Here is a 13374-nt window from a genome sequence, read left to right on the forward strand (position 1 = left end):
CATTTGGTTGTTATCCATTATCGGCATCATGTTCGGCATTTGATTGTTATCCATTATCGGCATCGTGTTCGGCATTTGGTTGTTATCCATTATCGGCATCATGTTTGGCATTTGATTGTTATCCATTATCGGCATCATGTTTGGCATTTGGTTATTATCCATTATCGGCATTATATTTGGTGGTTGATTGTTATCCATTATTGGCATTATATTCGGCACTTGAATATTAGGCGGTATTACTTGCGGGATAATAACACTTTCTTTTGATACGTTTGGTGAGACTATGTTCCCTACATTCTCTTTCTTCACTTGCGGCGACACTATGCTTCCTACATTTTCTTTTTTCACTTGCGGCGACACTATATTCCCTACATTCTCTTTCTTCACTTGCGGCGACACTATACTTCCTACATTTTCTTTTTTCACTTGCGGTGAGACTATGCTTCCTACATTTTCTTTCTTCACTTGCGGTGACACTATATTCCCTACATTTTCTTTCTTCACTTGCGGTGACACTATGTTTCCTATATTTTCTTTTTTCACTTGCGGTGACACTATGTTTCCTATATTTTCTTTTTTCGTTTGCGGAGAAATGACGTTGTTAGGTTTCATTTTATTAATTTGAGGAGCAATTAACTCGCTTCCTTTTTTTATTACATCTGAAATTTTATATTCTTTTTTCGCTTTAATTGGCGGTTGCGGTGGCTGTGGCAATACATTAATGGAAAATTTAGTGTTCTCCTTCGTAGTCGGCTTTTGTTTTTCTATAACAGATGGTTTTTGAATGACTGACGGTTTTTCAACTGGTTTTTCGACTGGTTTTTCTTTTTGTGGCTGCACCTGTACTTCTTTTTGTGGTTTCACCTGTATTTCTTTTTGCGGTTTCACCTGTATTTCTTTTTGCGGTTTCACCTGTATTTCTTTTTGCGGTTTTACCTGCATTTCTTTTTGCGTTTGTTGCATAGCTGGCTGCTGTGTAATAGGTGCTGATTGATACGTAATCTCATCTTCATCTTCTATTCCGAGCGGGGTTGGTGTTGATGCAAACTCTTTTTGCTGTACCTCTTTTACATATTGTTTCGGGGGCGCTGAACCCGATCCAGTCTGTTGCTTCACATGAACGCTATTCGATGGCACTTTAATTTTCATCCCTGGCATAATTAGGTCTGGATTGCTAAGCTGTGTATTTGTTTTTTTTAGCGTCTCAAAATCCACTCCGTACTTTTTTGCAATTTTCCAAAGGGTCTCCCCTTTTTGCACGATATGAATTTTCAAATTTTCCCCCTCCTGTATAACTTATCTATAAGTAAAAAACACTTTGAAGTAACACTTTCTAAACAACATTAACTTCTTTTACTTTTATCACTTCTTCTATTTTCAATATGATTCGAAGTGGAATAAGCATAGAAAAATCGCAATGATTTCCTCAACACAATGTATGCCTCTTTCGTTCTTGTTATGATTATATGTACGAAAAAAAGCAACGAAAATTCCGCTGCTTTAAACACGCTCTAACATACGATTTAATGCAAGAACTGCCTCTTCTGTTACTTGTTTCTCCACACGAATAACGTTAATCTGTTCTCCTCTTTCTATGTTCTCAAGTGCCCATAATAGGTGAGGTAAGTCAATTCGGTTCATTGTTAAACAAGGACACATAAACGGATTTAGCGAAATAATTTCTTTATCAGGATGTTGCTGAATAATTCGGTTCACTAAATTCATCTCTGTACCAATCGCCCACTTACTTCCCGCTGGAGCAGCTTCAATCATATCAATGATATATTTCGTTGATCCTGCATAATCAGAAGCGGCAACAACTTCATAACAACATTCAGGGTGAACAATAATATTCATATCCGGATGATTTTTTCGCACATTTTCAATATTTTTCACAGTGAAATTTTGATGAACAGAACAATGGCCTTTCCATAAAATCACTTGAATTTCTTCTATATCTCCATCGTACTCTAACGAATCTGTATGCGGGTTCCACACTGCCATTTTTTCTAACGGAATACCTAAATCATACGCTGTATTTCTCCCTAAATGTTGGTCTGGTAAAAAGACGAGACGCTCTTTTTGTGTAAACGCCCAAGACACCATTTGTTTTGCATTAGAAGAGGTTACTGTTGCCCCTCCATTACGACCGCAAAACGCTTTGATCGCAGCTGTTGAATTTACATACGTTAATGGAATCATCGTATCCCCAAATAATTTCGTGAGCTCTTTCCACGCTCTTTCTGTTTGTTCAATATCTGCCATATCTGCCATAGAACAGCCGGCACGCATATCTGGTAAGATGACAATTTGATCATCTGTCGTTAACATATCTGCCGTTTCTGCCATAAAGTGCACACCACAAAACACAATATATTTTGCCTCTTTATTATTCGCTGCAACTTGCGCGAGTTGAAGTGAGTCCCCTGCTGAATCTGAAAATTGCACCACTTCATCTTTTTGATAATGATGTCCTGGAATAAATAGTAATGCCCCCATTTTTTCTTTAATTTCACGGACACGCTCTTCCATCTCTAATGTAGACATCGTTTGATAACGCTCTGGTAACATGACTTCGATTGGCTGAACTTTCTCTAAAATACCCATTTATGATTCTCCCCCTCTAAACCACTCTCATTAAGCCTCAATATTAAAACTAATATCAAGTGCTTTCACTGAATGTGTTAACGCTCCAAGTGAAATATAATCCACCCCTGTTTTTCCGTATTTTGATAAATCTTCAATTGTAATACCACCTGAAGCCTCCGTAACGATGGCACTTGGTACAATTTTTGAAAACTCACGAATCTCTTCTGGCGTACGATTATCGAACATAATAACATCTGCGCCGGCCTCTACCGCTTCTCTTACTTGCGCCTCTGTCTCTGTTTCGACTTCTACTTTCACCATATGTCCCAATCTTTCTTTCACCGATGTAACAGCTTTTGTAATCGAGCCAGCAAAAGCGATATGATTATCTTTAATCATGACACCATCATATAAACCGAATCTGTGGTTAAATCCGCCCCCGCATACTACCGCATATTTATCAAACATACGTAGTCCTGGCATCGTTTTTCTCGTATCACAAATGCGTGTATGACTGCTATCTAAAGCAAAAACCGCCTTACGTGTCATCGTCGCTATCCCGCTCATACGCTGAATAACGTTTAATATAACGCGCTCTGCCGTTAATAATGATGCGATTGGGCCTTGCACGGTTGCAATTATTTCGCCTTTTTCTACAAGATCCCCATCTTTTTTATGAAGTTCAACTTCAATTCTCTGATCAATTAATTTAAATCCTTCTTCAATTACTAAGCGCCCTGCAAATACCCCTGTATCCTTTACAAGAAACGTTCCTTTCGCAAGTGCATTATCGGGAAAGATAAGCTGAGATGTTACATCTCTTTCTCCTATATCTTCTAGAAAAAATCGATTTAATGCTTCCTTAACTTTTAACGTATTCATAAAACCCCTCTTCCCCTTATTAAACAAGTTGTAGTTTTCTTCTCACTCGGATAATCTCTTTTTTTACGCTATTTCTTTCTGGATAATCAATGCGATAATGACCACCAATACTGTCTTCTCTTTGCAAAGCTGATACTGTTATAAGCTCACAAACTGTTAACATATTAATAAGCGTTATCTCTTCATTTGTAAGTGCATCATATTGTAAGATCATATTTAGCACACCGTACCTACTAAACCATCTCTTAACATATGATAAATTTTTCTCAGTTCGCACAATCCCAACATGCTTCATCATGTATTCTTGTATTTCTTCTTTCAGCGGTAAATCATTAAGAGCTATAAAACTTTTCCCTCTCTCTTCCGGCACATTTTTTCTTTCCTCTGCTGGTTTAGCTGAAATGTGTTTTCCTATTCGTCTTCCAAACACAAGACCTTCTAATAATGAATTACTCGCCAATCTATTCGCACCATGAACTCCATTACAAGCCACTTCACCGACCGCATATAAGTTTGAAATGGACGTCTCTCCGTCACAATTCGTCTTCACGCCGCCCATATGAAAATGAGCACCCGGTACGACCGGAATAAGGTTTCCTTTTAAATCAACGCCATTCTTTTTACATAATGATGAGACGGTTGGAAAACGTTGTTCAAAGTTTTGAATGGCTTCGATGTTTAAGTACACTGTTTCACCCGCAAGGAGTTGTTCATGAATAGCCCTTGCCACTACATCACGCGGTGCGAGATCTTTCCCGGGATGTATATCCATCATAAAACGCTGTCCTTTTCCATTTATAAGGACAGCTCCTTCACCACGGACTGCTTCAGAAACGAGACCACAACATCGCCCGTCCACGTATAACATCGTCGGATGAAATTGTACAAATTCTAAATCAACAAGTTCTCCCCCAGCTCGATATATCATCGCAAGTCCATCGCCTGTAATTGTCTCATCATTCGATGTAAAGGCGTACAAATCACCTATTCCTCCTGATGCTAACACCGTATTATCAGCATAGTAACGCTTCAGCTTCCCTTCACTATTTCGCGTTAAAGCTCCTATGCATTTATTATTTTCTATAATAAAATCGAGCACCATTTCATGCTCAACAACAGTAACATTCGGAACTACTTCTTGTATGAAATGCTCTAATAGATTTTTACCAGTTGCATCTCCTCCCGCATGTAAAATACGCCGTTTTCGATGCGCTCCTTCTTTACCAAGGTGGAGCCCTTTTTCATCCCCATCAAATTTCATTCCATTTGTAATAAGCTTACTTATTTCTTTCGGCCCCTCTTCAACTAAATAACGAACTGCTTCTTCGTTGTTATAATGGCAACCTGCCACTAATGTATCTTCAAAATGCCCACTCGGATCGTCATATGTAGCAACAGCTGCTGCAATTCCTCCTTGAGCTAAATGTGTATTGTTATTACGTCCTGTTTTTTTTGTGATAATTATCACATTCTTTTCGTGACAAAGCTCTTTCGCAACACGAAGCGCTGCAACACCGCTTCCAATAATCAAGACATCTGCACTTGGCATAATTGTTGCCTCCTACTTTACACTTTTCAACTGTCTTGACACCTATATTTACATAGTTTTAAAATAATGACAAGAGTTTTTTTACAATTCTTATTTTCACTACCATTCTAAAAACGAAAACAAATGTCACTCTTACTGAAGAGAGGAAATTACATGATGATATATCTAGATTATGCAGCGACAACACCTATGAGCGAAGAAGCTTTAGAAACATATATAGCAGCGGCAAAAACATATTTCGGAAATGAACAAAGTTTACACGATATCGGCGGAAGTGCATCATCTTTATTACAAGTTTGTAGAGAAACATTTGCAGAAATGATTGGGGGTAAGGAACAAGGTGTATTCTTTACAAGCGGCGGTTCAGAATCTAACTACCTTGCGATTCAATCCCTTCTAAATGCTAGAAATGGAAAGCACATTATTACGACACCTATGGAACACGCATCGATTCGAAGTTATTTTCAATCCTTACAATCGCAAGGTTATACTATTACTGAGATTCCTGTTGATAAAAGTGGGATAATTCATTTAGTAGATTTAGAAGCAGCTATTACAGAAGATACTGCTCTAGCAAGTATACAGCACGGAAACTCTGAAATAGGAACTGTTCAAAACATTGCAGAAATCGGAGCACTTTTAAAAAAATATAATGTTTTATTTCATTCGGATTGTGTTCAAACGTTTGGTAAACTTCCAATAGACGTTATAGCGATGGAGATTGATAGTCTCTCTGTTTCAGCCCATAAAATATACGGACCAAAAGGAGTTGGAGCTTGCTATATAAATCCGCAAGTTCGCTGGGAACAAATATTCCCTGGAACTTCTCATGAAAAAGGCTTTCGCCCTGGTACAGTGAACGTTCCTGGAATCGCTGCTTTTTTAACAGCCGCAGAGCATATATTAAAGAATCAAAAGGAAGAGAGCGTTCGTTTTAAACAATTACGATCTTATTTTTTAGGGCAATTACAAACACTTCCTCTAGAAATTGAAGTGAAAGGACATTCTACTTCTTGTTTACCACATATTATTGGGGTTACAATAAAAGGAATAGAAGGTCAGTATACAATGTTAGAATGTAACCGTCATGGTATAGCCATTTCAACTGGAAGTGCTTGCCAAGTCGGTAAACAAGACCCTTCAAACACAATGCTTGCAATTGGAAAAACGTATGAAGAGGCAAAACAATATGTCCGCTTTTCTTTCGGACATCACACAACGAAAGAACAAATTGATACAACTATTCATGCACTACACACAATTGGAAATCAATTTTATAGAGGTGTTAAATCATAATGAAACAAAATGATCAAAAAAAGATTTTAGGCGAAGAAAGACGACAACTCATCCTCGAGTGGCTTCTTGCTGCAAATGAACCGTTATCCGGGAATGAGCTATCTAAAAAGACAAACGTAAGTAGGCAAGTTATCGTGCAAGACATTTCCTTACTAAAAGCACGAAATGAACCAATTATTGCAACTGCACAAGGGTATTTATATTTAAAACCACAAACAAGACAACAAGCTTTTGAACGCGTAATCGTATGCCAACATAAACCGGCAGAAGTACGTCAAGAACTTACCATGTTAGTTGACCACGGCGTTACGATTAAAGACGTAAAAGTTGAGCACCCTGTATACGGCGACTTAACAGCATCGATTATGGTAAGTAATCGCTTTGATGTAGAGCAATATTTACAAAAAATCGAAAACACAAACGCTTCCTATCTTTCGCAACTAACAGACGGTATTCACTTACATACAATTGAAGCAGATTCTAAGGAGAAATTAGATGCAGCTTGTGAGGCACTAGATAAAGCTGGATTTCTCGTTTATTAATGTAAAGCACAGAGGTTTTCATCATTCTCTGTGCTTTTATTTTGTAGATGATATAATATTGTAAACAATTGTAAAGGAGTATTAAATATGGGAATTGAACTCGTTCACTTTAGCACCGGTAAACCGAAACAAATGAAATATAACGAAGATAAAGAAATGATAACAGGTATATGTAAAGATCCTACAGAAGAGGCTTTTCTCTCAAAAGATGGATTCCTTGGTGATGATGTAGCTGATTTAAAACATCACGGTGGACCTGACCGCGCTGTTTGTGTGTATCCATATGAACATTACGCACTATGGGAAGAAGAATTTCAAACAACACTTCCAGCTTCCACATTTGGAGAAAACATTACCGTAACAAATATGTTAGAACGTGATGTTTGCATCGGAGATACATATCAATTAGGTGAGGCAATTATTCAAGTTACACAAGCTCGCGTACCTTGTAGCACAATTTCAAAACGTCTCGGTATTCCTGGCATTTTACCACGCATTGTAGCAACCGGATATACTGGATACTTATGCCGCGTTCTACAAGAAGGTACTGTGCGTAAAGATTCTAAAATCATATTACTAGAGCGTCATCCAAGCAATGTATCTGTTCTCTTCTCTAACGAAATCTATTTTCATAATAGAAAAGATAAAGATGGCCTTGAAAAGATTCTTGCTGTTCCAGAACTAGCTGATATTTGGCGTGGTCAGTTGGCGGATCGTCTTGCGAAGTTGAAATAAAAAACCCACCTTCTGCAGGTGGGTTTTTATTAATCTAGCAAAATCGCTTCTGCTACTTCAATAGAATAGACAGCTTGCTCTGCCCCAAACCGATAATACGTTTGAATTAACTTCATACGTAACTTTTCTAAAAGTTTACGCGAAGGTACGTTTCGTTTCAAGCAAGTTTAACAGCCTCCTCGATTCTTACAACCAATAAGAAGAATAACTCCCCAGAACAGTAACAGAAAAGCCAAGTGCTTCAAGTTCCATCATTACGCCTGGCAATAATACGTCATCATATGCTTTATCTACGTCGATTAAGAAAAAGTAATTTCCAAGACCTGTTTTCATCGGGCGAGATTCGATTTTTGATAAGTTTAATTTTCTCCATGCGAAAGCTGATAACACTTGATACAGCGCTCCTGCATAATCCGCAGGTAACGTTATCATAAGCGTCGTTTTCTCACCGCGATTTTCTCCGTTGTTTGGGAGTACTGCTTTCTTTTTCTTATGCAAAACAAGGAAACGCGTATGATTGTTTTTATGCGTATGAATGTCACGCCTTACAATTGTTAATCCGTATTTTTCTGCCGCTGCTTCATTTGCAATGGCGGCAACTTTTTCTGCAGGATGTTCTTTCACATATTGCGCAGCAGCGCTTGTTGATGTCATATCTCGAACGGTTACGCCTTTTAATTCCTCATTTAAAAATTTATGACACTGCGCAATGGCATGCGGATGAGAATGTACAGCGTATACTTCTTTCCACACTTCTTCGTACTGCGGGTGTACGAGTAAATGTTGCTGAATTGGCACTGTAATTTCTCCTACAATGGAAAGCGGCTGCTCATGTACGAGATAATCAACCGTTATATTAACTGAACCTTCTATGGCGTTCTCTAACGGTACGACCGCATAATCTACATTTTCATTTGCGGCTGCATCAATACAATCCGGAATCGTTCGATACGGTACATGCTCTGCTTCCGGAAAAAAACGACTCACCGCCATATTTGTAAATGTCGCTTCTGGTCCTAAATATCCTACTCGAATCATCGTCTTTTCCCTCTTTTTCATTTTCTTACTGTTATACCATACTTTTTTATATTCTTCTATGAGAATTTCGAATATTAAAAAAAGACTAGCGTTCGCTAGTCTAAATGTTTCTTGTATTCTCTTTGAGCGAAGAAGAAATAGATGATACATGCAGCAATGTAAAACAGAATAAACAAGCCCACTTTTCTTAATGATCCGTCCATAAAAAGAGTATTATGAAACGTATATAACGCAACTGCACTATGCATACTTCCTACTATAATAGGCGCAAAAAATAACATACATAATTGCCAACGAGAAATTTTCCACACTTCTTCCTTCGTCATTCCAATTTTAGATAGTGCTCCGTACTGCTTTCGATCCGATGCAATATTATGAAACCATTTAAAATATACGATACTACATGAAGTAAGAAAGAATAATATACTAATGAATGAACCTACAAATAGAGTAATATCGCCGCCTTCTTTCATATTCACATATAACTCCATATTACTTCGAAATGCATCATTATTATCTTGTTTCATATGTTTCCGTAAATCTGCATTTAATTTCTTCGTATTTTCGATATTTGGTAATGTGTAGCCTCTATATATCATTTTTTCAGAATCCGGAATTTTATTTGCTATACTGTTAAAATCTTCATCATTCATGACGAAAAACAGACCATTAATGTATGAAGGATGATAGTTAAATTGTATCCCTTCTTTCTGACCGTTATATACAAATTGATATGTTTGATTCATTACTTGCAATTGAATCTCTTTTTGATTATATAGTTTTGGATAATTGCGTTGATTATAATAAACAAGTGTAACTGTTCCTTTTTTAGGATGATACATTTTCTGTTTTTGTTTCCTTACCTCTTGATTGTATTCACTTTCCTTTATAAGCGGTGCGACTTCTGTTTCTCCCTTATTGGACTGAAAAGATGCATACACTCCAACAAAACTCATAGATTGAAAATCATCATATCCATATTGATGTAATAAGTTTTCAACCTTGTCTTTCTCGAAAACTTCATGAGCAGAAGTGCCTTTTTCTATGTATGAAAATGAGTGTACTCCTCCGCCACGCCACATATCTTGCATGCTAGAAAAATATAAGAACACCGTACCTGTCGCCGTAACGACAAACGTTGTTGCCATAGACAACAGAAAGAAAAAGCGACTATTTTCCTTCATTCGATGTGACAATTGATTCACTATAAATAAATACGGATATGTATACATAATCCTTTTATTTCTTTTTATCACTTCTAATATTTGTGTAGCGCCATGTGTAAATGAGAAATACGTCCCAAAAGAAATGAGTATAACAACCGGAAAAAAGTATAATGCTATCGTTGTCATCGTCACTTGTAGCGCTAACGCATATCCGCCCACTAAACAAGCAAAACCGAATAAACAAAGCCACTTTGATGTTTTCCTCTCCCGTTTATCTGTTCGAAATTCTTTTAATAACCGAATGATTTTTATATTCCATATACGTAAAGCACTTATAAAAGATAAGAAAATAAATACGACCATATATGTAACAAACGTTACACCAATCGCTCTCATGTCAAATATAACAGGAAGTTCTTTCGGAAGGCGAAGTAACATGCTAAACACCATAAAAAAGAGTTTTAAAAAGATCATGCCAAGCCCGATACCGAAAATATTAGCGAAAATCCCGATCAATATTTGCTCGGTCATAATCACTCCTATTACGTTAGACTTCGTCGCTCCCATTAACATATATAGTCCTAATTCTTTCTTGCGTGCCTCTATGAAAATAGAAGTAGAATACAAAATAAATATAACGAAAAAAGAAATAATTATAACATTACATACGATAAGTCCCCAGCGTACATTTTGATACCACATTGTCTCTTGCATATACGGATGTACAATTACAGACATATATGCATAAGAAGCAAATATTGCAAAACAACTACTTAAGAAAAACACTTTATAATTACGCCAATTCCCCTTTATATTTTGCAGCGCTAGTTGCCTAATGTTCATCTACCGTCCTCCTGTAACTTACTACACACGTAAAAAGCTAGAGGTTTCCCTAGCTTTTTACGTGTTTTAAATATCCTCTTTGCGCGATCATAAAGTAAATGGCAGAAGCTAAAATATATGCTCCAATTACAATCGCACCTGATTTCCATAAATCGATATAAAGCATTTCTCCTAACGTATGAAGGGCAAATCCACTATGAATTGTACCGATTAAAATTGGGATAAAGAAGATAACACCCATTTGTCGAATTGCAATTTTACGAATTTCTTTATCTGTCATACCAATTCTTTTTAATGACTTAAATTGAATACGATCTTGTTCTTTATCATTAAACCATTTAAAGTATGTCATGCTACAAGCAAAGAAGAAGAACAGTACTGCTACGAAGAAGCCGATGAACATTGTAATTGCTCCTTGCTCCTTTATCGCTTTATACGTAAGGATAGAATTGTGGAAATTCTGTTGTTGTTCTTGTGCAATTTCTTTCTTTAAGTCTAGTACAAGATTTTCTGTTCCTTTCCAATCTTCAATATAATATCCATAATATTTCGTCTTTTCTTCATCTGCTACGAGCTGTGAATATTTCACAAAATCCTCATCATTCACAATCAAATAGCCACCATCATTAAAAACAGACTTTGATACTGGATCATTTAGCTTAATAGACTGTTTTTGTCCGTTCAATTTAAATTCAAATGGCTTCGTAAGATCCGGCTTGACAATATCATTCATCATATCAACTACAACCATCGTTGCACTTCCCGGCTTATTTTGCACTTCTGGCACGTTCTGTTTACGCGCTTCTTTATTATATTCCTTTTCAGAGATAATCCCTAACGGCATCTCATGTTCACCGTTAAACATCGTTACCTTTTGAGTTGCAGGAAGTTTTACATACGTTACTTTTCGCGCTTCTTCAAATCCGTGTTTTTTTATTAGTTCTTGTGCTTTCCCTTCACTGATGATGTTATGCGTATTTACCCCCTTTTCTTCATACGAAATAGCATGCGGAGCACTAGCTACTGTTTTATAACTCATATCCTCAAAGAACACGTACAGTGTACCAACTGCTGAAGAAACAACTGCTGTAATGATAGAAATGACAAATAGAAAACGAGCATTATCTTTCATTTTGTAAATAAGATTGCTAAGTACGAACATATTTGGATACGTATAAAAAGATTGTTTTCTTTTTTGCAATGCTTTTAATACGACTGTACTACCTTGCGTAAACAGTAAATACGTTCCGCCTATTGTCAGCCCTACAATCGGTAAAAACAGCATTATAAAATTCATAAATGTCACTTGGAAGCTAAGCACATATGCGGCAATAATACATCCTATACCAGCTACACCTAACCATGTAAATGCAAAAGGCTCTACTTTTTGTTTTCTTGCCTCTCTTAATAAATCAATAATTTGCAAGCGTCCTACTGTCCAAACACTAAACAGTGATAGGATTAAAAAGAGGATAAAATATATGCCAGCTGTAATAAGAACTGCTTTTCCATTCCATACAAGCGGAAGTGTTTTATCTATTTTCAACAATACACTTAATGCTTGGAAGAAAAGTTTTGAACAAAGCATTCCAATCCCAATACCTACTACAATGGCAATACTACCTAACATCAGTTGCTCTAATATAATCATTCGGCCGAGCTGAGACTTCGTTCCACCTATTAATGTTAATAAACCGAATTCTTTTTTTCTTGCTCGTAAAAACGTTGAATTCGCATATAAAATAAAGAGCGCTGAGAAGATGACTACAATATAATTCATCGATTCTAATCCTTTTGTAATCATCGTCTTCATACTAATATTACCGCTTACGACATCTGGATGATAAATGAAGGAAGCATACATGAAAAATACGACAATCGATAAACAACTACTAATAAGGAACGCTTTATAATTACGCCAATTTCCTTTTACATTGTTAAGCGCGAGCTGGCGAAAGTTCATGATATTCCCCCCCTAGCATCGCAAGTACGTCCAAAATTTCTTGGAAAAAGGCTTGTTTCGTTCTTCCTTTATGTATTTCTGAGAAGATCTCTCCATCACGTATGAAGAGGATACGCTCACAATAACTAGCCGCTACCGGATCATGCGTTACCATTGCAATGGTTACTTTCTTTTGCTCATGTAAATCTTGAAGTGCTCCCATTAATGATTTCGCTGATTTCGAATCTAAGTTTCCAGTTGGCTCATCCGCTAAAATTAATGTTGGGTCATGAATAATTGCCCTTGCAGCAGCTGCACGTTGTTGTTGCCCGCCTGATACTTCGTATACTTTTTTATTTAAAATTTCTTCGATGTTTAAAAACCTCGCAATTTCAAGTACTTTCGCATCAATTTCTTTTACAGACTTCTTCGCCATTACAAGCGGCAAAATAATATTTTCTTTAATGGATAACGTATCAAGTAAGTTGAAATCTTGGAAAATAAATCCTAAATGTGTACGGCGAAATTCCGCCAATTTTGCAGCACGCATTTGATTAATTTCTTCACCGTTTACAAGCACATGACCTGAAGTTTGCTTATCAATTGTCGCTAATAAATTTAAAAGCGTTGTTTTACCGCTCCCTGAAGGCCCCATAATTCCTACAAATTCGCCTTCTTCAATTTTAAAATTTATATCATTTAAAGCAGTCGTCGCTACTGAACCTTTTGATTGATACACCTTTGTTAACCCTTTTACTTCAAGAACACTCATTTCTAATCCCCCTATGTGTT

The 13374-nt window shown here is 36.8% G+C and carries 12 protein-coding genes; 3 read left to right on the plus strand and 9 right to left on the minus strand.

The genetic code is table 11. The features are described from left to right. The 4 genes from exsA to nadB form a co-directional block, all read right to left on the minus strand. On the minus strand, positions 1–1275 hold a 1275-nt coding region (gene exsA, locus JTF23_RS07135), incomplete at its 3' end, for a SafA/ExsA family spore coat assembly protein (protein WP_204208371.1). Positions 1276–1500: 225 nt separating this feature from the next. Further along, on the minus strand, positions 1501–2607 hold the full coding sequence (gene nadA / locus JTF23_RS07140) for a quinolinate synthase NadA (RefSeq protein ID WP_204208373.1): 1107 nt from the start codon (positions 2605–2607) through the stop codon (positions 1501–1503). A gap of 30 nt (positions 2608–2637) precedes the next feature. Continuing rightward, entirely contained in the window at positions 2638–3471 is an 834-nt protein-coding gene (gene nadC, locus JTF23_RS07145) for a carboxylating nicotinate-nucleotide diphosphorylase (protein ID WP_002112024.1), read from the minus strand. A 19-nt stretch (positions 3472–3490) separates the two neighbouring features. Continuing rightward, positions 3491–5020: an L-aspartate oxidase gene (nadB, locus tag JTF23_RS07150; RefSeq protein WP_204208375.1), complete on the minus strand. Its 1530-nt coding sequence runs from the start codon at positions 5018–5020 to the stop codon at positions 3491–3493. 153 nt (positions 5021–5173) lie between these two features. Between nadB and JTF23_RS07155 the strand changes: the two genes are divergently transcribed. From JTF23_RS07155 to JTF23_RS07165, 3 genes are all read left to right on the plus strand, one after another. Next, complete coding sequence (locus tag JTF23_RS07155) at positions 5174–6316, plus strand: IscS subfamily cysteine desulfurase (protein WP_204208377.1); 1143 nt, start codon at positions 5174–5176, stop codon at positions 6314–6316. Beyond that, entirely contained in the window at positions 6316–6858 is a 543-nt protein-coding gene (locus tag JTF23_RS07160) for a transcription repressor NadR (RefSeq protein WP_002160371.1), read from the plus strand. Before JTF23_RS07155 ends, JTF23_RS07160 begins: the two co-directional genes overlap by 1 nt. 87 nt (positions 6859–6945) lie before the next feature. Next, positions 6946–7593, plus strand: coding sequence for an MOSC domain-containing protein (locus JTF23_RS07165; protein WP_204208379.1), 648 nt, complete (start codon positions 6946–6948; stop codon positions 7591–7593). Between the two features lie 29 nt (positions 7594–7622). Here JTF23_RS07165 and JTF23_RS28095 read toward each other — a convergent pair whose 3' ends face one another. The 5 genes from JTF23_RS28095 to JTF23_RS07190 form a co-directional block, all read right to left on the minus strand. After that, entirely contained in the window at positions 7623–7754 is a 132-nt protein-coding gene (locus JTF23_RS28095) for a hypothetical protein (RefSeq protein WP_286674622.1), read from the minus strand. A gap of 25 nt (positions 7755–7779) precedes the next feature. Further along, positions 7780–8631 carry a prephenate dehydratase gene (gene pheA / locus JTF23_RS07175; protein WP_002112030.1) on the minus strand — a complete coding sequence of 284 codons (852 nt, stop codon included), beginning with the start codon at positions 8629–8631 and terminating at the stop codon, positions 7780–7782. A 95-nt stretch (positions 8632–8726) separates the two neighbouring features. Continuing rightward, on the minus strand, positions 8727–10640 hold the full coding sequence (locus JTF23_RS07180; RefSeq protein WP_204208381.1) for an FtsX-like permease family protein: 1914 nt from the start codon (positions 10638–10640) through the stop codon (positions 8727–8729). Between the two features lie 49 nt (positions 10641–10689). Continuing rightward, a complete protein-coding gene (locus JTF23_RS07185; RefSeq protein ID WP_204208383.1) occupies positions 10690–12603 on the minus strand; it encodes an ABC transporter permease in 1914 nt (637 codons plus the stop codon). Continuing rightward, positions 12578–13354, minus strand: coding sequence for an ABC transporter ATP-binding protein (locus tag JTF23_RS07190; RefSeq protein WP_078179612.1), 777 nt, complete (start codon positions 13352–13354; stop codon positions 12578–12580). The genes JTF23_RS07185 and JTF23_RS07190 overlap by 26 nt, the downstream gene beginning before the upstream one ends. Positions 13355–13374: the final 20 nt, after the last annotated feature.

The organism is Bacillus sp. RIT 809, assembly GCF_016892495.1.
Classification (GTDB): domain Bacteria; phylum Bacillota; class Bacilli; order Bacillales; family Bacillaceae_G; genus Bacillus_A; species Bacillus_A cereus_U.

What these genes read in the sequence shown, in the direction of transcription:
- nadA (WP_204208373.1), bottom strand. Translation starts at nt 2,607, where the DNA reads ATGGGTATTTTAGAGAAAGTTCAGCCAATCGAAGTCATGTTACCAGAG.
- nadC (WP_002112024.1), bottom strand. Translation starts at nt 3,471, where the DNA reads ATGAATACGTTAAAAGTTAAGGAAGCATTAAATCGATTTTTTCTAGAA.
- nadB (WP_204208375.1), bottom strand. Translation starts at nt 5,020, where the DNA reads ATGCCAAGTGCAGATGTCTTGATTATTGGAAGCGGTGTTGCAGCGCTT.
- JTF23_RS07155 (WP_204208377.1), top strand. Translation starts at nt 5,174, where the DNA reads ATGATGATATATCTAGATTATGCAGCGACAACACCTATGAGCGAAGAA.
- JTF23_RS07160 (WP_002160371.1), top strand. Translation starts at nt 6,316, where the DNA reads ATGAAACAAAATGATCAAAAAAAGATTTTAGGCGAAGAAAGACGACAA.
- JTF23_RS07165 (WP_204208379.1), top strand. Translation starts at nt 6,946, where the DNA reads ATGGGAATTGAACTCGTTCACTTTAGCACCGGTAAACCGAAACAAATG.
- pheA (WP_002112030.1), bottom strand. Translation starts at nt 8,631, where the DNA reads ATGATTCGAGTAGGATATTTAGGACCAGAAGCGACATTTACAAATATG.
- JTF23_RS07180 (WP_204208381.1), bottom strand. Translation starts at nt 10,640, where the DNA reads ATGAACATTAGGCAACTAGCGCTGCAAAATATAAAGGGGAATTGGCGT.
- JTF23_RS07185 (WP_204208383.1), bottom strand. Translation starts at nt 12,603, where the DNA reads ATGAACTTTCGCCAGCTCGCGCTTAACAATGTAAAAGGAAATTGGCGT.
- JTF23_RS07190 (WP_078179612.1), bottom strand. Translation starts at nt 13,354, where the DNA reads ATGAGTGTTCTTGAAGTAAAAGGGTTAACAAAGGTGTATCAATCAAAA.